At 67.3% G+C, this 24,246-nt stretch carries 25 protein-coding genes, 3 tRNA genes and 4 pseudogenes; 12 read left to right on the top strand and 20 right to left on the bottom strand.

Features of this window, described 5'->3' with window-relative positions; translation table 11 throughout:
- The 5 genes and pseudogenes from BMG07_RS20755 to BMG07_RS20735 all read right to left on the bottom strand — a co-directional run.
- Positions 1-199 (bottom strand): annotated as a pseudogene (locus BMG07_RS20755) (4-phosphopantetheinyl transferase); the annotation flags it as partial.
- The gene (locus BMG07_RS20750; protein ID WP_198086140.1) at positions 177-920 is read right to left on the bottom strand and encodes a thioesterase II family protein; all 744 of its coding nucleotides are present in this window, start codon (positions 918-920) and stop codon (positions 177-179) included. The gene BMG07_RS20750 and the pseudogene BMG07_RS20755, both read right to left, overlap by 23 nt.
- Positions 921-927: 7 nt before the next feature.
- The gene (locus BMG07_RS20745; RefSeq protein WP_198086139.1) at positions 928-1,170 is read right to left on the bottom strand and encodes an MbtH family NRPS accessory protein; all 243 of its coding nucleotides are present in this window, start codon (positions 1,168-1,170) and stop codon (positions 928-930) included.
- Between the two features lie 159 nt (positions 1,171-1,329).
- The gene (locus BMG07_RS20740; RefSeq protein ID WP_198086138.1) at positions 1,330-1,572 is read right to left on the bottom strand and encodes a DUF4880 domain-containing protein; all 243 of its coding nucleotides are present in this window, start codon (positions 1,570-1,572) and stop codon (positions 1,330-1,332) included.
- Positions 1,573-1,606: 34 nt separating this feature from the next.
- Positions 1,607-2,137 (bottom strand): sigma-70 family RNA polymerase sigma factor, encoded by a 531-nt coding sequence (locus BMG07_RS20735; RefSeq protein ID WP_198086137.1) that lies wholly within the window; start codon positions 2,135-2,137, stop codon positions 1,607-1,609.
- Between the two features lie 193 nt (positions 2,138-2,330).
- On the opposite strand from BMG07_RS20735, the gene BMG07_RS20730 reads away from it, so the two are divergent.
- Positions 2,331-3,167, top strand: a complete 837-nt coding sequence (locus tag BMG07_RS20730; RefSeq protein WP_198086136.1) for a plasmid replication/partition related protein — start codon at positions 2,331-2,333, stop codon at positions 3,165-3,167.
- A gap of 53 nt (positions 3,168-3,220) precedes the next feature.
- Here BMG07_RS20730 and BMG07_RS20725 read toward each other — a convergent pair whose 3' ends face one another.
- Positions 3,221-3,805 (bottom strand): YSC84-related protein, encoded by a 585-nt coding sequence (locus tag BMG07_RS20725; protein ID WP_198086135.1) that lies wholly within the window; start codon positions 3,803-3,805, stop codon positions 3,221-3,223.
- A 414-nt stretch (positions 3,806-4,219) separates the two neighbouring features.
- On the opposite strand from BMG07_RS20725, the gene BMG07_RS20720 reads away from it, so the two are divergent.
- The 5 genes from BMG07_RS20720 to BMG07_RS20700 all read left to right on the top strand — a co-directional run bounded on the left by BMG07_RS20720 (position 4,220) and on the right by BMG07_RS20700 (position 7,784).
- Entirely contained in the window at positions 4,220-4,936 is a 717-nt protein-coding gene (locus BMG07_RS20720) for a hypothetical protein (RefSeq protein WP_269759217.1), read from the top strand.
- A complete protein-coding gene (locus tag BMG07_RS20715; protein ID WP_198086133.1) occupies positions 4,933-5,457 on the top strand; it encodes an ATP/GTP-binding protein in 525 nt (174 codons plus the stop codon). Before BMG07_RS20720 ends, BMG07_RS20715 begins: the two co-directional genes overlap by 4 nt.
- Positions 5,458-5,503: 46 nt before the next feature.
- Positions 5,504-5,887 carry a roadblock/LC7 domain-containing protein gene (locus BMG07_RS20710; RefSeq protein WP_198086132.1) on the top strand — a complete coding sequence of 128 codons (384 nt, stop codon included), beginning with the start codon at positions 5,504-5,506 and terminating at the stop codon, positions 5,885-5,887.
- A 100-nt stretch (positions 5,888-5,987) separates the two neighbouring features.
- A complete protein-coding gene (locus BMG07_RS20705) occupies positions 5,988-6,347 on the top strand; it encodes a hypothetical protein (protein WP_198086131.1) in 360 nt (119 codons plus the stop codon).
- Between the two features lie 147 nt (positions 6,348-6,494).
- Entirely contained in the window at positions 6,495-7,784 is a 1,290-nt protein-coding gene (locus tag BMG07_RS20700; RefSeq protein WP_198086130.1) for a DUF418 domain-containing protein, read from the top strand.
- Positions 7,785-7,841: 57 nt separating this feature from the next.
- On the opposite strand, the gene BMG07_RS20695 is transcribed toward BMG07_RS20700, so the two are convergent.
- Together BMG07_RS20695 and BMG07_RS20690 are read right to left on the bottom strand one after the other, a co-directional pair.
- On the bottom strand, positions 7,842-9,653 hold the full coding sequence (locus BMG07_RS20695; protein ID WP_198086129.1) for a bifunctional UDP-sugar hydrolase/5'-nucleotidase: 1,812 nt from the start codon (positions 9,651-9,653) through the stop codon (positions 7,842-7,844).
- An 89-nt stretch (positions 9,654-9,742) separates the two neighbouring features.
- Positions 9,743-10,210, bottom strand: a complete 468-nt coding sequence (locus tag BMG07_RS20690) for a hypothetical protein (RefSeq protein ID WP_198086128.1) — start codon at positions 10,208-10,210, stop codon at positions 9,743-9,745.
- Between the two features lie 155 nt (positions 10,211-10,365).
- Here BMG07_RS20690 and BMG07_RS20685 point away from each other — a divergent pair, with 155 nt between their 5' ends.
- A complete protein-coding gene (locus BMG07_RS20685) occupies positions 10,366-10,575 on the top strand; it encodes a hypothetical protein (protein ID WP_198086127.1) in 210 nt (69 codons plus the stop codon).
- A gap of 90 nt (positions 10,576-10,665) precedes the next feature.
- On the opposite strand, the gene BMG07_RS20680 is transcribed toward BMG07_RS20685, so the two are convergent.
- The 10 genes and pseudogenes from BMG07_RS20680 to folC all read right to left on the bottom strand — a co-directional run bounded on the left by BMG07_RS20680 (position 10,666) and on the right by folC (position 18,802).
- Entirely contained in the window at positions 10,666-11,055 is a 390-nt protein-coding gene (locus BMG07_RS20680) for an HU family DNA-binding protein (RefSeq protein ID WP_198086141.1), read from the bottom strand.
- 427 nt (positions 11,056-11,482) lie between these two features.
- Positions 11,483-11,559, bottom strand: a tRNA-Asp gene (locus BMG07_RS20675).
- Positions 11,560-11,630: 71 nt separating this feature from the next.
- Positions 11,631-11,706, bottom strand: a tRNA-Glu gene (locus BMG07_RS20670).
- A gap of 58 nt (positions 11,707-11,764) precedes the next feature.
- A tRNA-Ala gene (locus tag BMG07_RS20665) sits at positions 11,765-11,840 on the bottom strand.
- Between the two features lie 36 nt (positions 11,841-11,876).
- Positions 11,877-13,265: pseudogene (gene gltX, locus BMG07_RS20660) on the bottom strand (glutamate--tRNA ligase).
- Positions 13,266-13,280: 15 nt separating this feature from the next.
- On the bottom strand, positions 13,281-14,495 hold the full coding sequence (locus tag BMG07_RS20655; RefSeq protein WP_198086126.1) for an O-succinylhomoserine sulfhydrylase: 1,215 nt from the start codon (positions 14,493-14,495) through the stop codon (positions 13,281-13,283).
- A 15-nt stretch (positions 14,496-14,510) separates the two neighbouring features.
- Entirely contained in the window at positions 14,511-16,013 is a 1,503-nt protein-coding gene (gene purF, locus BMG07_RS20650) for an amidophosphoribosyltransferase (protein ID WP_198086125.1), read from the bottom strand.
- A gap of 19 nt (positions 16,014-16,032) precedes the next feature.
- The gene (locus BMG07_RS20645; RefSeq protein WP_198086124.1) at positions 16,033-16,518 is read right to left on the bottom strand and encodes a CvpA family protein; all 486 of its coding nucleotides are present in this window, start codon (positions 16,516-16,518) and stop codon (positions 16,033-16,035) included.
- Positions 16,519-16,536: 18 nt separating this feature from the next.
- A pseudogene (locus BMG07_RS44235) lies at positions 16,537-17,422 on the bottom strand (SPOR domain-containing protein).
- 73 nt (positions 17,423-17,495) lie between these two features.
- A pseudogene (folC, locus tag BMG07_RS20635) lies at positions 17,496-18,802 on the bottom strand (bifunctional tetrahydrofolate synthase/dihydrofolate synthase).
- Between the two features lie 36 nt (positions 18,803-18,838).
- Between folC and BMG07_RS20630 the strand changes: the two are divergent.
- From BMG07_RS20630 to argG, 4 genes are all read left to right on the top strand, one after another.
- Positions 18,839-19,195, top strand: coding sequence for an ArsC family reductase (locus BMG07_RS20630; protein ID WP_198086123.1), 357 nt, complete (start codon positions 18,839-18,841; stop codon positions 19,193-19,195).
- A gap of 218 nt (positions 19,196-19,413) precedes the next feature.
- Positions 19,414-19,899 (top strand): hypothetical protein, encoded by a 486-nt coding sequence (locus BMG07_RS20625; protein ID WP_269759214.1) that lies wholly within the window; start codon positions 19,414-19,416, stop codon positions 19,897-19,899.
- Between the two features lie 113 nt (positions 19,900-20,012).
- Positions 20,013-20,339, top strand: coding sequence for a pyrimidine/purine nucleoside phosphorylase (locus BMG07_RS20620; protein ID WP_198086122.1), 327 nt, complete (start codon positions 20,013-20,015; stop codon positions 20,337-20,339).
- Between the two features lie 28 nt (positions 20,340-20,367).
- The gene (argG, locus tag BMG07_RS20615; RefSeq protein ID WP_198086121.1) at positions 20,368-21,708 is read left to right on the top strand and encodes an argininosuccinate synthase; all 1,341 of its coding nucleotides are present in this window, start codon (positions 20,368-20,370) and stop codon (positions 21,706-21,708) included.
- A 90-nt stretch (positions 21,709-21,798) separates the two neighbouring features.
- Here the strand turns inward: argG and BMG07_RS20610 are convergent, their stop codons facing one another.
- Together BMG07_RS20610 and murB are read right to left on the bottom strand one after the other, a co-directional pair.
- Entirely contained in the window at positions 21,799-22,644 is an 846-nt protein-coding gene (locus BMG07_RS20610) for a hypothetical protein (protein ID WP_198086120.1), read from the bottom strand.
- Positions 22,645-22,661: 17 nt separating this feature from the next.
- Positions 22,662-23,714 carry a UDP-N-acetylmuramate dehydrogenase gene (gene murB / locus BMG07_RS20605; protein WP_198086119.1) on the bottom strand — a complete coding sequence of 351 codons (1,053 nt, stop codon included), beginning with the start codon at positions 23,712-23,714 and terminating at the stop codon, positions 22,662-22,664.
- 45 nt (positions 23,715-23,759) lie between these two features.
- Here murB and BMG07_RS20600 point away from each other — a divergent pair, with 45 nt between their 5' ends.
- Entirely contained in the window at positions 23,760-24,245 is a 486-nt protein-coding gene (locus tag BMG07_RS20600; RefSeq protein WP_198086118.1) for a YajQ family cyclic di-GMP-binding protein, read from the top strand.
- The last annotated feature ends 1 nt before the right edge of the window (position 24,246 follow it).

Here is a 24,246-nt window from a genome sequence, read left to right as displayed (position 1 = left end):
GCAGGCGGCGCACGGCGGCGCGGGCCTGCATGAAGCGCGCGCGGTCGGCGCGCCGCACGAAGCGCCGGGCGCGCACGTGCTCGTCGGGCACGTGCGCATCGGCAACGCCGTCTTCTTCCGCATCGAGGTTCAGGTCCAGGCGATGGACTTCGATGCCCGCCGGCAGCGGCAGCAGGTCATGCAAGGGCACGAGGCGCATGGGCTCCTCCCGCCACGGACCGGGCCAGGCGCTGCGTCAGCGCGGCGAGCACCCGCGCCTCGTACTGCCGGATGAAGAAGTGGCCGCCCTCGAACCAATCGAGCGTGAAGCCGTCCTCGTGCGCGGTCTCGGCGGACCACGCCTGCATGCGCCACGGCTCGATGTCGTCGTCGCGCCCCGCGAACACATGCAGGGGAACCGGCAAGGGCTCGCTGCCCCGGTGCGCGAAGCTCTCGCACACGCGGTAGTCGGCGGCCAGGGTGTCGAGCGTCATGCGCAGCAGCTCGGGGCTGTCGAAGAGTTCTTCGGGCGTGCCGCCCTGCTTGCGCAGGTCGCCGACGAGGGCCTCGTCGTTGTTCATGTCGACGAAGCGGTCGGGGTCGCGATGCGCGGGCGCGGCACTGCCGGACGCCAGCAGCGCGCGCGGCAACGGCCGGCCCATGGCGCGCAGCCGCTGCGCGATGCCCCACGCAAGCAGCGAACCCATGCTGTGGCCGAAGAGCGCGAAGTTGCCGCGCAAGGCGGTGTCGTGCTCGGCGCACAGCTGCGCAACCAATGCATCGAAGTCTTGAACGAAGTCCTCGCCCAGGCGCCCGCCCCGGCCGGGCAGCTCGACCGGCACGACCTCGATCCAGCGCGGCAGCAGGCGCCGCCAGCGCAGGTACATGGTGGCGCTGGCGCCCGCGCACGGCAGGCACAGCAGGGAAAGGGTCGCCTGCATGCGCGCTTCAGGCAGCGGCGGCAGGGGCGCTTTCTTGTTGCGCCATCCAGTCGCGCAGCGACTTGGGACGCATGTCGGTCCAGTTCTTCTCGACGTAGTCGAGCACGGTCTTCTTGTCGCCCTGCACGCCGTCGACGGCCTTCCAGCCGCCGGGCACGGCCTTCCATTGCGGCCAGATCGAGTATTGCTCTTCGTGGTTGACGAGAACGATGAAGGTCTCGTCCTCACGGTCGAAGCAGCTGGTAGACATGTGCGGTCCTCTTGGGGTTGTTGAGACGACAGGCAAGAGGCCTCGCACGTTTCGCGCATGGTTCATGCGGCAAAGCGGAAGCGTCTTCCCTTTGCGATACATGACGGCGCGCGGGCGCCGGTGTTTAGTCGTCGCGCGGCTGCCGCGCGGCAGCCGGCGCTAGTGGCGCACGGCGTCGCCCGCTTCGGGCGGCGGAACGTCGTTGACGGGCGGCACGAGGCCCACGAGCAGCCAGAGGCGGCCCGCTTCGTCGTAGGTTTTTCGGTGAAGGGGACTGGCGGCAAGCCATTGCGCGAATTCGTCGCGCGTGGCGGCGTCGTCGAAGGCGCCGCGTTCGTGCTGGCGGCGCACCCAGGTCCATGCGGCCTGCCAGACCGGGTCGTGATCCGTGTCCTTTGTCATCGGCGCATCGTATCGCCGATGGAGAATTTGAAACTCAGTCGCCCTGAACGAGGTAGCGGCAGCTTTCCAGGGCGGCGTCGGCGTCCTTGATCATGAAGTTCACCAGCGTGGCCGAGCAGCCCAGGCGCACGCCGATCTCGCGCTGGGTCAGCCCGCTGATGCGGTTGAGCTCGAAGGCCAGGCGGGTGCGCGCGGGCAGCGCGTCGAGCACGCGGTCGATCACGGCCAGCGCCTGCCGGCCGTCGAGCACGCGCTCCGGCGCGTCGTTGCTGGGCGGGCTCACGAGTTCGACGTCCTCGCAGTAGGTGCGGTAGCTGGCCTCCACGGAATGGTGGCGGTGGTAGTCGAAGGCCACGTTGCGCACGACCTGGCAGCAGTAGCCCAGCGGCTTGTGCACATCGCGCACGGCGGCGCCGTCGGCGAGCTTGAGGTAGGCGTCCTGCAGCACTTCGTCGGCCAGGTCCGCGGTGCGGACGATTTTTTGCGCAACGCGCTGGAGCTGGGCACGGTTTGCGATGAAGACCTCCCCCAGCGTGGGCTCGGATGGCTGCAGCGACATGTCCATGGGTACTCCTGAAGTGTTCATTCTAGATAATGCAAATGAGAACTATTACTACTTTTTGACAGAAAAAGGCCTGGCTTTCCCAGTTGCTCCTCCCCTATCTCTTACCCCTTAGACGTTTGAGCGGCCGAAAGCGAGACAGGCCCTCGCCAACGGCCACCAACTAGAATCCCGCCCTCTCCCCGACCCCGTACCCATGAACATCGTCGTCAACGAAGAACTCAAAGCCTATATCGACCCACTGACGCCGGAGGAGTACGAAGCACTGGAGCGCAGCATCCTGAACGAAGGCTGCCGCGACGCGCTGGTGCTGTGGGGGGACGTGCTGGTCGACGGCCACAACCGCTACGGCATCTGCCAGAAGCACGGGCTGCCGTTCCAGACGGTGCAGAACACGCGCTTCAAGACCATGGACGACGTGCACCTGTGGATGATCGACCAGCACCTGGGCCGGCGCAGCATCTCGGACTTCCTGCGCGGCGTGCTGGCGTTGCGCAAGAAAGACATCGTGGACGAGCAGCGGGCCCGCACGGCGTCGGCGGCTTCTGACTCCGATGCGCCTTTCGACGTCGACACCCCGGCCGGCACGCCCGCCGAGGGCGAAGACGGCACCACGCCCCTGCCCCCGCCCGCCCCGCTGAACAGCCGCGAGGCCATTGCCCGCGCCGCGCGCCTGAGCAGCAGCCAGGTCGTGATGATCGAGAAGATCCAGAAGCAGGCCGCGCCTGAGCTGGTGGCGGCCGTGAAGTCGGGCGTGATTTCCATCAACACCGCCGCGGCCGTGGCCACCCTGCCGGCTGAAGAGCAAGTCACTGCCGCCAACGCCGGCAAGGACGAGCTCAAGCAGGCCGCCAAGCGCGTGCGCGATTCGAAGAAGAAGCCGCGCGAGGAGCCGGCCGAGGTGGCCGACGATCCGCAGGCCAATGAAGTCGAGACGATGCAGCTGCTGAAGGAGCGCGTGATCCGGCTGACCGCCGAAAACACCGTGCTGCGCCAGCAGGTGGCCGAGCTGCAGGCGCGGCTCGGCCAGTAACCCCTTACCCAGCCGACCCGCGCGGCTCGCGCGCGGTCAGGCCGCCAGAGTCATCAGAGCTGGATCTCGGTGATCTTCGCCCCCGACAGCGAAACGCCGGCTTCCAGCCCCACGTTCGTCATCACGAAGCCCACCACCGGCTGGCGCAGGGTGTTGGTGTCGATGCTGCCGTTGGCGCCGATGGTCGCCACCGCCACCGTGGCGTCGGCGCCGGCCGTCCAGCCCTTGCTGTTGCGGAACTTGTCGAGCGCCGCCTGCGTGGTGAACACATAGACCACCGCCTTCGACTGCGCGCCGGCCTGGAAGCCGAGCGAGCCCGAGGTGGTGCTGTAGTACGACTGCGTGCGCCCGTTCACGCGCAGCGCGCCGCGCCCGTACTCGGCGCCCACGCCCATGCTGGCCCCCACCACGGCGGGAAACACCAGCACGCCGCTGGAGCGCGCGACCAGCTCGCGCGAGCCCTTCACGGAGTCATAGAGCTTGGACAGCGAGGCGTCGACCTGTGCGTCGATGGACGTGCGCGACGAGGCGCTGCTTGCCTGATCCTGCGGCCGCGTGGTGGTGCAACCCACGAAAGCGATGCTGGACAGGACCACGGCGGACGAAACCGCGAGCATCCGGAGATTCAGGGTTTTCATGACGTCTTCCTTTGAAAAAAGCATGGATCGATGAAGAAACCTCTGCCTTCCACGGCAGGTGCGTTCCATGCTAATTCCGCCGAAGCGGGGCAAACCCGGCTTGGGAGATCGGCCTACGTGAAGACACGGCGTCGATGAACGAGCGCCCGGTCGGCACCAAAAAACTCGCTCCGTAATCTTGTGTTTTTATTTGCAACAGGTGTTATATTTTCGACGCCAGCACATATTGATACAACCTTGGACCTCGTTTCGGCCGGTGCTTTTCGCGTCGCTTCCATCGAAATTCTCCAAAGAGCCTAAGTTGCATTCAAATCGGCCTATTCGCTCCCTGTCGGTGCCATCTGTGGCCCCCACCCGTCACGCGCGCCAGCCATGACGACAGCAGCCACCCCCGCGACCAGAGGCCAACGCGCCTTGCTAAGCTTCAGCGTCGAGGGGTTGCCGCCCAGGGAAGAGCTGCTGTTCAAGTCCCTGGTGCGCCTGCTGGACCACCGCACACACCAGCACTGGGCCTGGAAAGCCGCGCAGGCCGACCTGCGGGTGGTGGGCGAGCAGGTGCCCACCGACGCCGCCGCGCCGTCCGTCGCCGTGCCGGTGCTGGCCGTCGGCCCGGCCGATTCGCCGCGCGGCGGCCATTTCCTGCCGCTGCCGCTGCATGCCGACGAGCTGGAACACACGCTCAATCGGCTGGGCGCGATGGTCGTCCACGCGCGCGGGCTGGGCCTGGCGGCGCCTGACGGGCACATCGCCGAAGACGAAGAATTCCGCCTGCTGCGCTGGCCGCCCGCCGCGCTGCTCGAAACGCCGGCGCGCATCCGGCTGGCCACGCTGATGACCGGGCGCCCCACTTCGCTGCAGCTCCTTCGCCAGCGCTCGGGCCTGGCGCCGCAGGACTGCCTCGACTTTCTGGCCGACCTCCGGCGCGCCGACCTGCTCGAAGGCGCGCGACAGGCCGCCCAACCCGCCGCTGCTGCTGCTGTTGCTGCTGTCGCCGCCGCGCCTTCCGCGCCCGACTCGGTGCTGCCGCTCACCGACAGCCGCCCCGTCGCGCTGGCCCGCGACACCGTTCAACCCGGCCTGCTGGCCCGCATCCGAAGCCGGCTCGGCCTGCTGCCGACCGCGCCCAAATGACCGTCGAACACAAGATCCTCTTCACCGGCACCATGGGCGCCGGCAAGACCACCGCCATCGGCGCCGTGAGCGAGATCCCCCCCGTCAGCACCGACGTGCGCAACACCGACGTGTCGGTCGCCAAGGCAACCACCACCGTCGGGCTCGACTACGGCGAACTCACGCTGGACAACGGCGAAAAGCTGCGCCTGTACGGCACGCCCGGCCAGATGCGCTTCGACTTCATGTGGCGCATCCTGGGGCGCGGCGCGCTCGGCCTGGTGATCCTGGTGGACAACAGCCGCCCCGACCCGCTGGCCGACCTGGACGTCTACCTCGAGGGCTTTGCCGAGCTGATCGCCAGGACCGCCTGCGTGGTCGCCGTGGGCCGCATGGAGGCGCACCCGCAGCCGGGCATCGACGCCTATGCCCGGCGCATCGAGGCCAAGGGCGTGCTGTGCCCCGTGCTGCCGGCCAACGTCACGGACGCGCGGCAGGTCGTCGAGTTGCTGGAGCTGCTGCTGCTCCAGCTCGAGACCTGAGCGCCTTTCCTTTCTCTCTGTCTCGTCTTTTCATTCCTGAGCTGCCATGCAAATAACACCAAGAATCAAGCTCGCCGCCGAATCCGTCATCGACACGCTGATGCGCGAGATCAAGGGCGTGAAGGCCGTGGTGATCTCGACCGAGGACGGCCTGGAGCTGGCCGCGCGCGTCGAGAACACGGCGCAGGTGGCACGCCTGTCGGCCATTGCCAGTTCGCTCGCGGCGCTGGGCGCCGTGGCCGGCGAGGAAAGCAACCTTGGCGACTGCGACAACGTGTCCATCGAGGCAACGCACGGCCACATCCTGATGCTGCAGGCGCGACACCCCGAGCTCACGCTGATCGTGAGCGTGGTCACGGGCAAGGACGCGATCATCGGCCAGGTTTTGTACTTCGCGAAGCAGGCGACGCTGTCGCTGCAGCACGCCTGAGGGCCCGTCCCCGGCCGCATCGGTTCGACACCGGCAGCCGCCCACCTCTTCGCCCGGGTGGCTGCCGACTTTCAGGGGCGAGGGACTAGGAAAGATTCCGATGGCAAATATCAAGCAATCCATGGACGACCTGATGACCTGCGACGGCGCCCTGTGCGCGGCGCTGGTCGACTCGAGCAGCGGCATGATCCTGGGCCAGATCGGTTCGGGTGTCGACCTCGAGGTGGCGGCCGCGGGCAACACCGAGGTGGTCCGCGCCAAGATGCGCACCATGCGCGACCTGGGCTTGAACGATGTCATCGAAGACATCCTCATCACCCTCGGCAGGCAGTACCACATCATCCGGCCGATGCAGAAGAAGGAAGGCCTGTTCGTGTACCTCGTGCTGGACAAGGCCAAGTCGAACCTGGCGCTGGCGCGCCGCAAGACGCTGGACGTGGAGCAGAACCTGGCGGTCTGAGGGCGCGCCTCTTCTCCTGACCCGCGCAAGGTGGTGCGCGGCGCAATGTTCATGCAATGCTGATTCATAGCATCGCAGGTCTGGCGCGGGCGGCTTCGCACAACGGCCGTCCGCCATCTGGCACCCGACCCGGACCCGCGAACCCCCATGACATTCGACCCTGCAAGGCTGCCGCGCTATTCGACCGCGGGCGGCTCCCTGAGCCAATCGAACACCGCCTCCCCGCGCGCGCGCACGGCGCCGGCGCCTTCCGCGCGGCGCCTCGAACTGCTCGACGCACTGCGCGGCTTCGCGCTGTTCGGCGTGCTGCTGGTCAACCTGCGCAGCTTCTCGCTGTACGAGTTCATCACGCAACCGCAGCGCGGCGCCCTGCCCTCGGCCGCGTGGGACCGCGCGATCGCGCTGGCGATGCAGCTGCTGGTCGACGCGAAGTCGATCACGCTTTTCACCCTGCTCTTCGGCGTGGGCTTTGCACTGCAGACCGCCCGGCGTGCGAACAAGGCCGACGGCACGCGGCTCTACGTGCGGCGCATGGCGGTGCTGCTGGCCATCGGCCTCGTGCATGCGTACCTCTTCTGGTGGGGCGACATCCTGCGCTACTACGCGGTGTTCGGTCTGCTGCTGCTCGCGTTCACCAAGCTGTCGACGCGCACGCTGGCCGTGCTCGGCGTCTGCGTGGCGCTGGTGCTGCCGGTGCTGCTGCAGCCGGTGGTGCCCGACCTGCTGCCGGCGCAGGCCAGCCGCCCGCAAGCAGCAGCGGCCGCCTGGACCGCTTTCGTCAGCGGCGACTGGGCGACGATGCTGCAGGGCAACCTGGCGCGCGACATGCGCATGCGCGTCGCCATATGGTGGCTGCCGCTGTTCGTGTTCGGCCGGCTGCTGATCGGCATGGCCATCGGCCGCGCGGGCGTGCTGCAGGAATCGGTGGCCAAGCGGCGCTTCTGGGTCCGCCTGCTGCGCGCGAGCCTTGTCGTCAGCGTCGTCGCCTCCGTGCTGCCGGCCCTTGGGGACTATGACAGCACCGGCGCCGTGGGCGGCTGGCTGCAGGGCGGCATCGGCAGCATCGCGGCGCAACTGCTGCGCGAGACGGCGCCGCTGGCGCAAGGCCTGTTCTACATGGCGGCCTTCGTGCTGCTGTTCCAGCGCGCCGCGTGGCGGCACTGGCTGCGCAAGCTGGCGCCGATGGGGCGCATGGCCCTGACCAACTACCTCGCGCAGACGCTGTTCGGCATCGGCCTGTTCTACGGCGTCGGGCTGGGCATCGGGCCGCAGTTCGGGCTGGTGGGCATCGCGGTGGCCGGCGTCGGGATCTTCGCGCTGCAGGCGCTGTTCAGCTGCTGGTGGCTGGGGCGTTTTCGCTTCGGGCCGGCCGAGTGGGTGTGGCGCAGCCTGGTCTACGGCAAGCCGCAGCCGATGCGGCTGCACGCTGCTGCTTGAACACAGGCCGCGCAGGCCGGCTGAACCCGGCCTGCCCCCTTCTTTCTTGGCCTCGCCTCAGGGCAGCGCCGTGATGCGGTCGGTGGCTGGTGGTGCGAGCGGGCTCTTGGCCTTGATGTAGGCCTCCAGCGCATCCACGTCCTGGTCGCCGCCCAGCGTGTCCGTGCCCTGGTTGAACACGGTGAAGTTGTCGCCGCCGGTGGCCAGGAAGCTGTTCATCGTGACGCGGTAGCTGGTGGCGTCGACCATGGCCGTGCCGTTGAGCGCCATGTTCGTGATGCGCGAGCCCGCGGGCGCCGAGAGGCTGTAGCTGTAGCTCAGGCTGGCCGAAGGCAGCAGCACCTTGGGCGCGGCCACGGTGTTGGCGCCGCTGTTGAACTGCTGCTCCAGCACCGCCTTGATCTGCGCCCCCGTCATGGTCTTCACCACCAGGCTGTTGCCGAAGGGCTGCACCGCGAAGATCTGGCCGTAGGTCACGCTGCCGTCGCCGGCGGGCGCGAGGTCGGCGCGCACGCCGCCCGGGTTCATGAAGGCGATCTGCGCGGCGCCCTTGCCGGCCGGGCTGGTGGCCGCCAGTTGCGCGTCGGCGATCAGGTTGCCCAGCACGCTTTCCCTCGACGGGGTCTGTGTGCGCGTGGCCGTGGCGGTGAGCTGGCCCACCACGCGCTGCACCAGCGGCCCGGCAATGGCCAGGTACTGGCTGATGAGCGAGGCCACTTCCTGGTTCTTGCCGAACACGGGGTACTGGTCGGTCAACGCCACGGTGGTGGCGCCGGCGGTGTAGGCCTCGCCCTGCACGATCATGTTGTCGGCGGCCTTGGCCGTGACCTTGCGCGTGCGCGTGTCGATGGTCAGGTTGATGTCGGTCAGCAGCGTGCCGTACTGGCCGGCGCTGGTCAGCAGGAAGGGCTTGGCCGGGTTGGTCTTGCGGTAGTCGCACACGTACGAGCGGTGCGTGTGGCCCGAGATCACGATGTCGACCGCGCTGTCGAGCTTGTTCAGGATCGGCAGGATGTCGCCGCTCAGGCCGGCGCAGCTCTTGTCGTTGTAGCCCACGGTGGTGGTGCCGCCCTCGTGGATCACCACCACCACGGCGTCGGCGCCCTGCGCCTTCAGTTGCGGAATGAGCGCGTTGGCGGTGTCGGCCTCGTCCTTGAAGCTCAGGCCGGCCACGCCGGCGGGCGTGACGATGTTGGGCGTGCCCTTGAGCGTCATGCCGATGAACGCCACCTTCACCGTGGCGCCGTCCTTGGTGAAGCTCTTCATGCCGGTGGCGGGGAACAGCGTGTTGCCGTCGCCCTTCACCGTGTTGGCCGCCAGGAAGCCGAAGTTCGCGCCCGGAAAGCTCTTGTTCACGCGGCAGGGCTCCAGCGCGGTGTTCTTCGCGCAGCCGCCGTTCTTCATGCGCAGCAGCTCGGTCTGGCCCTTGTCGAACTCGTGGTTGCCGACCGCGTTGAAGTCGATCTTCATCGCGTTCACGGCCTCGATGGTCGACTCGTCGAGAAACAGCGCCGACACCAGCGGCGACGCGCCGATCATGTCGCCGGCCGAGACCACGGCGTTGTTCGGGTTCTTTTCCTTCAGCGAGGCAATGGCCGAGGCCAGGTAGGCCGCGCCGCCGGCCGGCACCGGCACCGTGCCGCCGCCCTTGGCGGGCGCGGTGATCGACAGCTTCGGGGGCTCGAGGTTGCCGTGCAGGTCGTTGAAGGCGATGAGCTTGACGTCCATCGTGGCGGGCACGGGCGGATTGGACGCCGCGGGGGGCGGCAGCGGCACGAAGCCGCTCGCATTGTTGTTGCTGCCGCCGCAGGCGGTGAGCGTGGCCAGGACGACGCCCGCCGCGGCGAACTGCTTCAGTGATGGATGCATGAACCTCTCCTCTGTTTTGGAATGAGGCGGATGCTGGCCACGGCGCATGACGAAGGCGTGAACCCCTTCGCTGCCTGGGGACGCTCGGCTCAGGGCAACTGGACGAGGCGCATGGGAACGTCGGCACCGAAGGCCGCCTGCAGCAGCGCCCTGGCCTGCGCGCTGCGGGCGTCGGTGAGCGACTGCACCGCGAGCCATCCCTCGGCCGGGCGGCGCTGCAGGTGCCAGCCCTCTTGCCCCAGGCGGATGAGCTGCGCGAGCGCCGCGGGGTCGGCCACGGTCAGCGCCGTGGGCGTGATGTCGAGCCAGTCGGTCACCTGGTCGGCCTCGCCGCCCAGTCGCGCGGCGGCGCCTTCGGCCAGCGCGCGCTGCGTGGCCACGTCGCGCACCGTTCCCTGCAGCACGATGCCGCCGCCATGCCAGCGGATCTCCAGCGCGGCGGCGGACGTGGCCTCGCTCACTGTCGCCACCTGCCGGCTTGCCGGCCTCCACGCGACGGCAAAGGCGACCGCCAACAGGCAGGCAAGCGACGCCGCGAGGATCTGGAGTGTCTTCATCACGCGAAGCGTGCTACGCGGCGCATGACGGCTGTGTGACCGGCGGGCCGAAAACGGCGGGCAGGCCTACACAAATCGCCGCAGCCCGATGACCCCGCTGTCGCGTGGGGGCTGTAAGCTGGCAACTCCGACACCCTACCCCGAGGAACGTACCCATGCCAGCGAACGCGAAAGTGACCGGAGATGTCGAATACAGGGCCGGCGACGGCCCCCTGATCCTGATCCCCCTGGGCCCGATCGAGGTTCAGCTGGCGCCCGACAGCGCGGTGCTGAGCTGGGGCGACGGCGGGAGCGCACAGACCACGGCGATCCCGCTCTCCGAATACCAGCGCTACCTGAGCGAAGGTGTGATCCAACCCGATTGAGCCTGCACGAAGGCAGCGCCCATGAAAAAAGGCCCGGAAGGGCCTTTTTTGTTGGCATCCGCGGCACGGGGCCGCGGCGATGCGCACTACTTACTTCTTCTTGGCGGCCACGGCCTTCTTGGCGGGAGCGGCAGCCTTCTTGGCGGCAGCAGGCTTTGCAGCCGGCTTGGCGGCCACGGCCTTGTCGGCCTTGCGCTTGGCAGCCTTCGGGTCCACGGCGGCCTTGAAGGCGGCGCCCGGCACGAACTTCGGCACCTTCTGTGCGGCGATCTTGATCTTGGTGCCGGCGCTGGGGTTGAAGCCCGAGCGTGCGGCGCGCGCCACTTGCTTGAAAGTACCGAAGCCGACGATCTGCACGGGATCGTCCTTCTTCACTGCGGCGACGATCGAGGTGGTGATGGTCTCGAGGACGCGCGCGGCTTCAGCCTTGCTGAGGTTGTGGGCGGTAGCGATTTTTTCGACGAGTTCGATGCGGTTCAACTGAGTTCCTAATGAGTTAATTTCGCCATGTTGCCTATGGCGGCGCAGCAACGAATGCAAGCTGCAAGCGGGGCGAAGTTTATTCGACTGCGAGAGGGCCTATGTAACGTGGTCGCATAAAGTGGCATCGAAGCACTGCGATCAGAGGGAACGGGCCCTTCGTTTCGAGGGTTTTTCTCCTCGACCGGACATCGCCTTTCACGCTTCGAAGTCAAGCAAAGCGATACCGAGTTAAGGCATGCATCAAAGTTGGGATGGTGGGCAACGCACTCTCGATCGTTGACGTGATCGATTGCAGCGCTAGAACGCTGCTTGCGTACCGAAAAGTGTGGAGGAGACTGAGCTGCCGTTCGTGCGTGCAGACACGCGCGGATGCCAGAAAGACAAAAGGGTTAGCAGACTTGCATCTGCTAACCCTCGTCGGAACTGGCGGAGTGGACGGGACTCGAACCCGCGACCCCCGGCGTGACAGGCCGGTATTCTAACCAACTGAACTACCACTCCTGGTAGACAACGTTCGCTCGTTTTACGGAGCCAAGTGTTGACCACTTGTGCCGGCTTCACTTGCGTGAAACTGGCGACCCTACGGGGATTCGAACCCCGGTAGCCACCGTGAAAGGGTGGTGTCCTAGGCCTCTAGACGATAGGGTCAAAACCTTAGGAACCGTGCTGCGATCAGCACTTATCTTCTAACTCTCTCGACACTTAATGGTGGAGGTAAACGGGATCGAACCGATGACCTCTTGCATGCCATGCAAGCGCTCTCCCAGCTGAGCTATACCCCCGTGTGGGTGTCGAGCCTCGAATTATAGCCCGTTTTTTCAGGCCTTTTTCAATCTTTCGATAACTTTTTCTTTCGAAAAGATCTCGAGGACTGAATCGAGGACGGTGTCTGCGATGTTCCCATCACAAGCACACGTACTGGCATCGCTAACACTGGCATTTTCATGCTGTGTGCTGCGAGCACTTCCTTGATCATAACTGCAATTGAGGCCTTATCCCAGGTCACTGTCATCAATTTTTTCAACGAGTGTTGAAATTGCTGGCTTAACGGCCTCGGTGATGTGCTGTGCGCGGTCGGCATCGCTGATGGTGATGTCCCCATAGAAGGCCTCTGCCCATTGGGAAAGTGCCACTGTGGTGTCGCAGCGATCCTTGAAAAGCGCGCAGATTGCGGGCAAACGTTCGTCCGCAACGACGCCCTTCTTCTGTAGCTGCGCCGCAACGAGCGGTGCAAGTTCTTCGCCGCTCTTGGCCTTGATGTATTGCGCGTTCACCCAGGCGAGCTTGGCTGCGTCCCACTGGGCGGGGCTCTTCGACAGATGCGTGCCGTCGAACCAGCTCACCATCTGCTCGCGCGTGAACAGTTCGTCGTCGCCGTGGCTCCAGCCCAGGCGCGCGAGGTAGTTGAGCATGGCCTCGGGCAGGTAGCCGTTTTCTTCGTAGGCCGTGACGCTCACCGCGCCGCGGCGCTTCGACAGCTTCTGGCCGTCGTCGCCGAGGATGACGGGCACATGGCCGAACTGGGGCAGCGGCGCACCCAGCGCGCGGAAGATGTTGATCTGCCATGGCGTGTTGTTGATGTGCTCGTCGCCGCGGAACACGTGCGTGATGGCCATGTCCCAGTCGTCGACCACCACCGCGAAGTTGTAGGTGGGCACACCGTCGGGCCGCAGGATGATCAGGTCGTCGATCTCGCGGTTGTTGATGGTGATCTCGCCCTTGACGAGGTCGTTCCAGGTCACGTCGCCTTCGGGCGGGTTGCAAAAGCGCACCACGGGCGGCACGCCTTCGGGCACGGGCGGCAGCACCTTGCCGGGCTCGGGGCGCCAGCGGCGGTCGTACAGCGTTTTCTCGCCGCGCGCGCGTTGCGCCTCGCGCATCTCGTCGAGCTCGGCGGGCGTGCAATAGCAGTGGTAGGCCGTGCCGGCCGCGAGCATCTGCGCGATCACTTCGCGGTAGCGCTCCAGGCGCTGCATCTGGTAGATCGGGCCCTCGTCGTAGTCCAGGCCGAGCCAGTGCATCGACGCCAGGATCTGGTCGGTCGAGTCCTGCGTGGAGCGGGCCACGTCGGTGTCTTCGATGCGCAGCACGAACTCGCCGCCGTAGTGGCGTGCGTAGGCCCACGAATAGAGCGCGGTGCGGGCCGTGCCCAGGTGAAGAAAGCCCGTGGGGGACGGTGCGATGCGGGTGCGTACTTTGCCGGTCATTTTTTTATGCTGGATTCAGGGTGCCGAGGCGCGCGCGAGGTCGGCCTTGATGTCTTCGACGTGCTCCAGGCCGACCGCCAGGCGGATCAGCCCCTGGCTGATGCCGGCGGCCTGGCGCTGCGCTTCGGTCAGGCGGCCGTGCGAGGTGGTGCCGGGGTGCGTGATGATGGTCTTCACGTCGCCCAGGTTGGTGGCGACGCTCACCACGCGCGTGCTGTTGATGACATGGAACGCGTTGGCGCGCGCGGTTTCGGGCGTGTCGCCGACCACGTCGAACGACACCACCGCACCGCCCTGCCCCGACTGCTGCCGCATGGCCAGCTCGTGCTGTGCATGCGACGGCAGGCCCGGGTAGTACACGCGTGCGATGCCCGGTTGCTTTTCGAGCCATTGCGCCACCTCGAGCGCATTGGCGCAGTGCGCCTTCATGCGCACGCCCAGCGTCTCGATGCCCTTGAGCACCACCCACGCATTGAACGGCGCCAGCGCCATGCCGGCGGTGCGCACGATGGGGCCGAACACGTCGACGATGAGCTTCGAGGGGCCGCAGATCGCGCCCGCCATCACGCGGCCCTGGCCGTCCAGGTGCTTGGTGCCCGAGTGGATGACGAGGTCGGCGCCCAGCTCGGCCGGGCGCTGCAGGATCGGCGTGCAGAAGCAGTTGTCGACCGCCAGCAAGGCGCCGGCCGCATGCGCCACGTCGGCCAGCGCGCGGATGTCGCAAACCTCGGTCAACGGGTTGGTCGGCGTTTCGGCGAACAGCAGCTTGGTGTTGGGCTTGACGGCCGCGCGCCACTCGGCCACGTCGGTCTGCGAGACGAAGGTGGTCTGGACGCCGAACTTGGCGAACTCCTTGCCGAACAGGTTCAGCGTGGAGCCGAACACCGAGCGCGAGCAGACCACGTGGTCGCCGGCCTTCAGCAGGCCCATGCACATCATGAGGATGGCGCCCATGCCGGTCGACGCGCCGATGGCCGCCTCGGTACCTTCGAGCGCCGCGATGCGCTGCTCGAAGCTGGTCACGGTCGGGTTCGAGGTGCGCGAGTACGTGAAGCCGGGCTCGGTGCCCGCGAAGCGGCGCATCGAGGTCTCGGCGTCGGGCTGCACGAAGCCGCTGGTCAGGAACAGCGCATCGGAATGCTCGCCGTACTGGCTCGGCGCAAGGCCGGTGCGCAGCGCGAGCGTTTCAGGATGCAGGCCGGGCGGCAGGGGGCGTTCGTCGTCGGTCACGTCGTCGGCTCTGGTTTATTCGCTGTGGTTGGGAAGCGCGAGGCGCGAAGAGTCTTCTTCGGTTTCTTCGATGCGCGGCCGGTTGCCGTTCATGCGCGAGATGGCCTCGGTGTCGATGTCGCCGGTCACGTACACGCCGTCGAAGCACGAGGCGTCGAAGCCGTCGAGCTTGCCGTTGAGCGAGCCGATGGCGCGCTTCATGGCGTCCACGTCCTGGTAGATCAGCGCGTCGCAGCCGATGAGCTGGCGGATTTCTTCGATGGTGCGGTCGTGCGCCACCAGCTCGCCCTTGGTCGGCATGTCGATGCCGTAGACGTTCGGGTAGCGCACCGGCGGCGCGGCGCTGGCCAGGTAGACCTTGCGGGCGCCGGCGTCGCGCGCCATCTGCACGATTTCCTGGCTGGTGGTGCCGCGCACGATGGAGTCGTCGACCAGCAGCACGTTGCGGCCCTTGAACTCGCTGGCGATCACGTTGAGCTTCTGGCGCACCGACTTCTTGCGCACGCCCTGCCCCGGCATGATGAAGGTGCGGCCCACGTAGCGGTTCTTCACAAAGCCTTCGCGGTACGGCACGCCCAGCAGGTGCGCCAGCTGCGTGGCGCTCGGGCGGCTGGATTCGGGAATCGGGATGATCACGTCGATCTGGTTCGGCGGCACGGTCGAGACCACGCGCTTGGCCAGCGTTTCGCCCAGGTTCAGGCGCGCCTGGTAGACCGAGATGCCGTCGAGCACCGAGTCCGGACGCGCCAGGTACACGAACTCGAAGATGCAGGGGTTGAGCGACGGCGCTTCGGCGCACTGCATCGAATGCACCTTGCCTTCGAGGTCGATGAACACGGCTTCGCCCGGCGCGATGTCGCGCTCGAACACATGGCCCGAACCTTCGAGCGCCACCGATTCGCTGGCCACCATCACGGCGCCGTCGGCGCTGCGGCCCATGCACAGCGGGCGGATGCCGTAGGGGTCGCGGAAGGCCAGCAGGCCGTGGCCGGCGATGAGCGACACCACGGCATACGAGCCGCGCAGGCGCTTGTGCATGTTCTTCACGGCGGCGAACACTTCGGCCGGGTGCAGCGGCACGCCGCGCGACGAGCGCTCCAGTTCGTGCGCCAGCACGTTGAGCAGCACTTCGGAGTCGCTCTCGGTGTTGGTGTGGCGGTGGTCGGTGGAGAACAGCTCCGAACGCAGCGCGTGCGCGTTGGTCAGGTTGCCGTTGTGCACGAGCACGATGCCGAACGGCGCGTTCACGTAGAAGGGCTGGGCCTCTTCCTCGCTGTAGGCGTTGCCGGCGGTCGGGTAGCGCACCTGGCCCAGGCCGACGTTGCCCGGCAGCGCGCGCATGTTGCGCGTGCGGAACACGTCGCGCACCATGCCCTTGGCCTTGTGCATGAAGAACTTGCGTTCGAGCAGGGTGACGATGCCGGCGGCGTCCTGGCCGCGATGCTGCAGGAGCAGCAGCGCGTCATAGAGCAGCTGGTTGACGGGTGCGTTGCTGACAACGCCGACGATTCCACACATGGGACGATTCCTTCCAGCCTCAGGGCAGGTAGCTTGCCAACTTTTCAGGCAGCGAGGGCTTGAGGCCCTGCAATGCCGCATCGAGAACAACGGCGCTGCGCGATTCCTGCCACCAGGCACTGTCGCTCAACACCAGCAAATGAACAACGACCGCCAGCACGAGCAGGGCCACCGCCCCCCGTGCCGCTCCGAACGCTGCTCCCAAAATTCGGTCCACCGGCCGCAGTCCCACGACCGTGATCAGCTTGCGCGTGAGCGAGGCCACCAGGCCCACGCCGAACGCCACCGCCACGAACACCAGCACGAAGGCCAGCGGATAGCGCCACGCGGCCTGCGGGTCGCCGAACGGCAGCCACGCCGCCACGCCGGACGCCAGCCACTGGGCGGCAATGAAGGCGGCCACCCAGCCGATCAGCGAGATCACCTCGAACACCAGCCCGCGCATCAGGCCGAGCAGCATCGACACCACGATGAGCGCGACGGCGATCCAGTCGAGCAGGGCCACGGCAACCGGCGAGCGTGCTTACAACGTGAGGATCGCGGCCGACAAAGACAAGCCCTTGACCTTCTCGGCGGCGCGGTCGGCCTCGGCACGCGAGCTGAAGGGACCGACACGCACACGCGTGCGTTCGCCGTCGGCCGTCTTCGCGACGTGCACATAGGTCTTCAGGCCGGCCCGCTCGAGCTTCTGGCGCACTTCGCGCGCCTTGTCGGCATCGGCGAACGCGCCCACCTGCACCACGAAGCGGCCAGCGGCTTCGTCGCTGCGGCCGGCTTGGGCGTGGCGGCAGCGGCCGTGATGGGCTTGCCTTCGAGCAGCGCGCGGGCGCGGGCACCGTCGTCGACCGCAGCCGGCTTGGGCTTGGCCTCGGGCTTGGGTTCCGGCTTCGGCTTGGGCTCGGGTTTGGGTTCGGGCTTGTGCTCGACGGGCTTCGGCTCGGGCTTGGGTTCCGGCTTCGGCTCGGGCTTGGGCTCGGGCTTGGGCTCCGGTTTGCGTTCGGGCGCGGCGGCGGGCGGCGGCGTGCTGGCGGCCGGCTTGCCGGGGTCGATCTCGGTGCCGTCGGCGGTCTCGGTGATCATGCCGCCGGCCGAAGAGGCTGACGCGACGCGCGAGCTGCTGTCGGGAGCCGAGCTGCTGGTGGCCGGCGCGGCGTGGCGGGCACGGGCAGCGGCTTGACCTTGTTGCGGTCGGGAATCTCGATGGGGATGTCGACCGACACCGGGCGCGGCTGCGTGTCGAACAGCAGCGGAAAGCCGATGACGCCCAGCAGCACCAGCACCGCCGCGCCGAGCAGCCGGTGGCGCGCACGCCGACGCATGGTTTCGACACTTTCCGCCGGCGCGGCGGCGGGGGCGCTGCGTCCTTCGTTGCCTTGCGGGCCGCGCGTGCGGAACTTGAAAAACGCCATGAAGTTCGATCCCTGAAGGAGTGCAGCGAAGTGGTGCCCGATGGTGCCGGAGGGTGTGTGGACAGCCCGGCGATCAGCCGCCTGGCAGCAGGTGTTTGGCTTGCAGCCGGGGGGTGCCGTTTTCGAGCACGCCACCCACGGTGAAGAACGATCCGAAGACGACGATTCTATCAGCGGGCCCTGCCTGCTCGATGGCTGCGCGCAACGCTTCCATCGGGCCTGCGTGCACGCTGCCCGAAGCGTCGGTACGGGTGTTCTGCGCCTGCCAGGCGGCCAGCAGGTCGGCCGCTTTCGCGGCGCGCAGCGTGGGCAGGTCGGTGAAGTACCAGCGGTCGATCATCGGGCCGATGCGCGCGAGGATCGGCGCCAGGTCCTTGTCGGCCATGACACCGAACACACCGTGCGTGGTCGGGTAGAAGCCCATCGCGTCGAGGTTCTCGGCCAGCGCGGCCACGGCGTGGGCGTTGTGCGCTACGTCGAGCACCAGCGCGGGCTCGCCCGGCACGATCTGGAAGCGGCCCGGCAGCTCGACCATGGCCAGCCCGTTGCGCACGGCCTGCGCCGTGATCGGCAGTTGCGGGCGCAGCGCCTCGAGCGCCGCGAGCACGCCCGCCGCATTGATGAGCTGGTTGGCGCCGCGCAGCGCCGGATACGCCAGCCCGCTGTAGCGCCGCCCGCGCCCCGACCAGCCCCACTGCTGCTTGTCGCCCGACACGTTGAAGTCGGTGCCGAAGCGCCACAGGTCGGCGCCGATGGCCGCCGCGTGGTCGATCACGCTTTGCGGCGGCATCGGGTCGCTCACGATGGCGGGCTTGCCCGGGCGCAGGATGCCGGCCTTCTCGAAGCCGATGCTCTCGCGGTCGGGGCCCAGGTATTCCATGTGGTCCAGGTCGATGCTGGTGATGACCGCGCAGTCGGTGTCGATGATGTTCACCGCGTCCAGCCGCCCGCCCAGGCCCACTTCGAGGATCGCGACGTCGGGCTTTTCCTCGGTCATGCAGTGCAGGATGCCGAGCGTGGTGAACTCGAAGTAGGTCAGCGGCAGGTCGCCGCGCGCCTTTCCACCACTTCGAAGCTTGCTATCAGTTTCGAAGCATCGACCGATTCGCCCTTGAGCCGAAGCCGCTCCTCGAAGCGCACCAGGTGGGGCGAGGTGAAGACCGCCGTGCGGTAGCCCGCGTGCGTGAGGATCGACTCGAGCATGGCGCAGGTCGAGCCCTTGCCGTTGGTGCCCGCCACCGTGATGACGGGGCAGCCGAAGCGCAGGCCGAGGCGCTGGGCCATCTCCTTGGCGCGTTCGAGCCCGAGCTCGATGTTCTTGGGATGGAGTTGCTCGGCGCGCGCGAGCCAGTCGTTAAGGGTTTCCATGGAGGCCGGGATTGTCGCCGACCCGCGGGCCGGGGCATCATCGCGGCCATGACAACCCTATACGGCATTCCGAACTGCGACACCGTCAAGCGCGCCCGCGCCTGGCTCGACGAACATGGCGTGGCCTACGCCTTCCACGATTTCAAGAAGCAAGGCGTGCCCGAAGCCGCGCTCGACCAGTGGCTCAAGCAGCCGGGCTGGGAGGCCCTGGTCAACCGCAAGGGCACCACCTGGCGCAAGCTGGACGAAGCCACGCGCGAAGGCGTGACCGACGCCGCCTCCGCCCGCCCGGTGCTGCTGGCCCATGCCAGCCTGATCAAGCGCCCGGTGGTCGACTGGGGCCCGAAGAAGCCCGTGACCACGGGCTTCGACGCCGACGCCTGGGCGGCTGTGAACGCCGTGTAAATGCCGGAACCCGGCCGAACGGGCAACGTCCAACCAGCCTATCGAACGCCGCGCCGCAGCCACCGGGTTGCCGCGCGCCACGTTCCCAATGCAGGAGCTTCGACCATGAACAGATACGCTTTTCGCACCCTTGCCGGCCTCTCGGTCGCCGGCGCCCTCGTCGGCGGTGCCGGCCTCGCGCAGGCGCAGCAGCAAGCTTCGGACGAGTCGTTTCCGCCGTGCCGGTGCACGAAACGACCGGCAACGTGATTTACAACGTCACCTACGAATACAACGGGCGCCAGTACACCACCCGCATGGACACCCGGCCCGGCGCGACCATCCCGATCCAGGCCGGCACCTACGGCGTGACGACTTCGCCCGTGGCGCCGCAGTCGCAGGTGCAGGCCTATCCCGTCGAGGCCAACAACGGCGGCGCGCAGGCCTACGCCCAGGCCGGCGGCTCGCCCTGGGACAACGTGGTACCCGAGCCCGGCGTGGTGGTCGGCGCGGGCGGCCCGCCGCCGGTCTATGTGCAGCCGGCCCCGGTCTACGCGGCGCCGGTGTATGTCGATCCCGGCTACGCCTACGGTTACCCCTATGTCTATCCGCCGGTCGGCATTTCGCTGAACCTGGGCTACTCGCGCGGCTGGGGCGGCGGCTATTACCGCGGCGGCTACGGCTATCGCGGCTACGGCGGTTTCCGCGGCGGCTGGCACCGCTGAGCGACGGGGGTGCGTCGACCCCCTAAAATCGAGGACTTTCCAACCCTTGACGGGTGCGCCGCTGGTGCGGTGCGTCCTCGATTCGCCGACCGCTCCCGCGCCGGCGCCACCCAATGACGACGACTACCGACACAATCAACAGCGCCGCAGTGGCCACCAAGGCCAATGTGTACTTCGACGGCAAGTGCGTGAGCCACAACCTCACGCTCGCGGACGGCACCAAGAAATCGGTCGGCGTGATCCTGCCGTCGACCCTCACCTTCAACACCGGCGCCCCTGAAATCATGGAAGGCACCGGCGGCAGCTGCGAATACCAGCTCGCGGGCACCAGCGAATGGATCGCCTCGGGCCCCGGCCAGAAGTTCAACGTGCCCGGCAACTCCAGCTTCCAGATCCGCGTGAGCGCCGAGCCTTACAGCTACATCTGCCACTTCGGCTGAGCCGCGACCTTCAACCGGACCCCCAGACATGTCGACCATTCTCCAAAACGTACCCGCCGGCCAGAAGGTCGGCATCGCCTTCTCGGGCGGCCTGGACACCAGCGCGGCGCTGCACTGGATGCGCAACAAGGGTGCGATTCCCTACGCCTACACCGCCAACCTCGGCCAGCCCGACGAGCCCGACTACGACGAGATCCCGCGCAAGGCGATGCTCTACGGCGCCGAGAACGCCCGCCTGATCGACTGCCGCGCGCAGCTGGCCAACGAAGGCATCGCCGCCCTGCAGGCCGGCGCCTTCCACGTGACCACCGCCGGCGTGACCTACTTCAACACCACGCCGCTGGGCCGTGCCGTGACCGGCACGATGCTGGTGTCGGCCATGAAGGAAGACGACGTCCACATCTGGGGCGACGGCAGCACCTACAAGGGCAACGACATCGAGCGCTTCTACCGCTACGGCCTGCTGACCAACCCCAACCTGAAGATCTACAAGCCCTGGCTCGACCAGGTCTTCATCGACGAGCTGGGCGGCCGCAAGGAGATGTCGGAGTTCATGCAGAAGGCCGGCTTCGCCTACAAGATGTCGAGCGAGAAGGCCTACTCGACCGACTCCAACATGCTCGGCGCCACGCACGAAGCCAAGGACCTGGAGCACCTGAACAGCGGCATCCAGATCGTGCAGCCCATCATGGGCGTGGCGTTCTGGAAGGACGAAGTCGAAGTCAAGCGCGAGACCGTCTCGGTGCGCTTCGAAGAAGGCGTGCCCGTTGCGCTGAACGGCGTGCGCTATGCCAACCTGGTCGAGCTGATCCTCGAAGCCAACCGCATCGGCGGCCGCCACGGCCTGGGCATGAGCGACCAGATCGAGAACCGCATCATCGAAGCCAAGAGCCGCGGCATCTACGAAGCCCCCGGCCTGGCGCTGCTGTTCATTGCCTACGAGCGCCTGGTCACCGGCATCCACAACGAAGACACCATCGAGCAGTACCGCGACAACGGCCGCCGCCTGGGCCGCCTGCTGTACCAGGGCCGCTGGTTCGACCCGCAAGCCATCATGCTGCGCGAGACGGCACAGCGCTGGGTGGCGCGTGCCATCACCGGCGAAGTGACGGTCGAGCTGCGCCGCGGCAACGACTATTCGATCCTGAACACCGAGTCGGCCAACCTCACGTACAAGCCCGAGCGCCTGAGCATGGAAAAGGTCGAAGGCGCGTTCACGCCGCTGGACCGCATCGGCCAGCTGACGATGCGCAACCTGGACATCGTCGACACGCGCGAGAAGCTGGCGATCTACACGCAGGTCGGCCTGCTGTCGTCGAGCGAAGGCGCGTCGCTGCCGAAGCTGGCGAACGACGGCGACGCAAGCTGATCGATCGCACGCCCGCCTCCTCGCCGGAGGCGGAAACGACAACGGGCCCCTCCGGGCCCGTTTTTCATGGGAGCGCGCATTGCTGATGAGTCAGTCGCCGCCCCCTCCTCCACCGCAGCCGCCGCCACACCCGCCACCACCGTCGGACGCGCCGCCGCCATCGCTGGAGCCGCCGTCGCCTGCGCTGCTGCTCGACTCGCTGCCGCCGAACCCGCCGGCATCGCCCGAGCTGCCGCCGTCCGACGACGACGATTCGCCGAAGCTGGTGCCGCACTGCGCATCGGAGCCGATGTAGCGCTCCACCGCCCGGCAGTCGGGCACGTACGTGAAGCCGCCGGCAATCGCGAACTTGACGTCCAGCGCAAACAGCAGCGGCAGGCGCGCCGGCTTGCGCGGGTCGATGCTCTCTTCCTTGCAGGCCCAGTACCAGGTGCGGCGCAGCCCGTCGTTGCGCTTGGGGTCGTGGCCGAGCACCTCGGCCGGGCTGTGGTGCAGCATGCCGCCGAAGGCCGCCTTGCACCAGTTCTGGTAGCCCTGCGTGTGCAGGATGAACTCGTGCCACGCCGTGTCGACCACCTTGGAGGGCATGGCCACGAATTTGCGGTCGCTGCGCAGGTGCGCCATGAAGAACTGACGCAGTCCGCGCAGCACCAGTTCGGCGTCGCGCGTGCTCAGTTGGGGGTGCGCCTCGCGCAGCTTGCCGATCAGGAACCGGGGCATCCGCGCCTCGCGGATGAACTGCCGGCGCAGGCTGGTTTCAAGAAACTTGAGCACCGCCGAGAACAGCAGCGCCACCACGATCACCGCCACTACCACGCCCCAGCGGCGCGAGCCCAGGAACACCGCCAGCAGCGCAATGACCGGCACCGCGCGCCGCAGCCACACCAGCGCGCCGATGCGGCGGCGGAAATTCAGCGGCAGAAAGTCGAGGTCCATGCGGCGGAATCAGTGCCTCAGACCACCACCGGCTCCGGCTCCAGCCGGATGCCGAAACGCTCGTACACGCTGGTCTGGATCGCCTTGGCCAGCGTCATCACCTCGCCGCCCGTTACCGGGTTCTCGCTGCCGCCGCGGTTGACCAGCACCAGCGCCTGCTTTTCGTACACGCCCGCGTTGCCGACCGACTTGCCCTTCCAGCCGCAGGCGTCGATGAGCCAGCCCGCCGCCAGCTTGATGCTGCCGTCGTCCATCGGGTAGTGAACGATCTTGGGGTCGCGCGCGATGATGTCGGCGCACTGCTCGGGCGTGACCGTCGGGTTCTTGAAGAAGCTGCCGGCGTTGCCCAGCACGCGCCAGTCGGGCAGCTTGGCGCGGCGAATCGCGCAGATCCATTCGAAGATGTCGAGGGCGCTGGGCGTGAAATTGCCGCTTTCCTCCATCTTGCGTTCGAGGTCGAGGTAGCCGACCACGGCCTTCCACGGCTTGGGCAACCTGAAGCGCACCCGCGTGATCACCGCCCGGCCCGCCAGGCCGAAGTCGTTCGGGCCGCTGCGCACGTGCTTGAACACCGAGTCGCGGTAGCCGAAGGCGCATTGCGCGGCGTCGAGCGTGAAGCTGCGGCCGGTTTCCAGGTCGAAGGCGTCGAGCGAGTCGAAGCGGTCTTGCAGCTCGACCCCGTAGGCGCCGATGTTCTGCACCGGCGAACCGCCCACCGTGCCCGGAATGAGCGCCAGGTTTTCGAGCCCCGGGTAGCCGCTGCGCACCATCCATTCGACCGCGTCGTGCCAGATTTCGCCCGCGCCGGCCTCGACGATCCAGGCGCGCGGAGTTTCTTCCACCAGCCGCAGGCCCTTGATCTCGACCTTGAGCACCAGCGGCTTCACGTCGCCCGTGAGCACGATGTTGCTGCCGCCGCCCAGCACGAAACGGGGCGCGTCGCGCCACTGGGCATCGGCACGCAGCGCGACCAGATCGGCCTCGTCGGTGATGCGCGCAAGATGCTGCGCGCGCGCGACGATGCCGAAGCTGTTGTACGGCTGCAGCGGGACGTTGGACTCCACGATCATGGGAGAATTGTCGCATCCAGCATCAGTGAATTCAGGAGAGAGTCCATGCCGTCCTTCGATACCGTCTGCGAGCCCAATCTGCCCGAAGTGAAGAACGCGGTCGAAAACACCGCCAAGGAAATCGCGACGCGTTTCGATTTCAAGGGCACCGCCGCCTCGGTCGACCTCAAGGACAAGGAGATCACCATGATCGGCGACGCCGAGTTCCAGCTCGTGCAGGTCGAAGACATCCTGCGCAGCAAGCTCACCAAGCGCAGCGTCGACGTGCGCTTCCTCGACAAGGGCGACGTGCAGAAAATGGGCGGCGACAAGGTCAAGCAGGTCATCAAGGTCAAGAGCGGCATCGAGAGCGAGCAGGCCAAGAAGATCACCCGCATCGTCAAGGACAGTAAGCTCAAGGTGCAGGCCGCGATCCAGGGCGACGCGGTGCGCATCACCGGCGCCAAGCGCGACGACCTGCAGGCGGCCATGGCCCTCATCAAGAAGGACGTGCCCGACATGCCGCTGTCCTTCAACAATTTCCGCGACTGAC

This window comes from Variovorax sp. E3, assembly GCF_016082275.1.
In the GTDB taxonomy this organism is placed as follows: domain Bacteria; phylum Pseudomonadota; class Gammaproteobacteria; order Burkholderiales; family Burkholderiaceae_C; genus Variovorax.
This window is presented reverse-complemented; position numbering and strand designations above follow the sequence as displayed.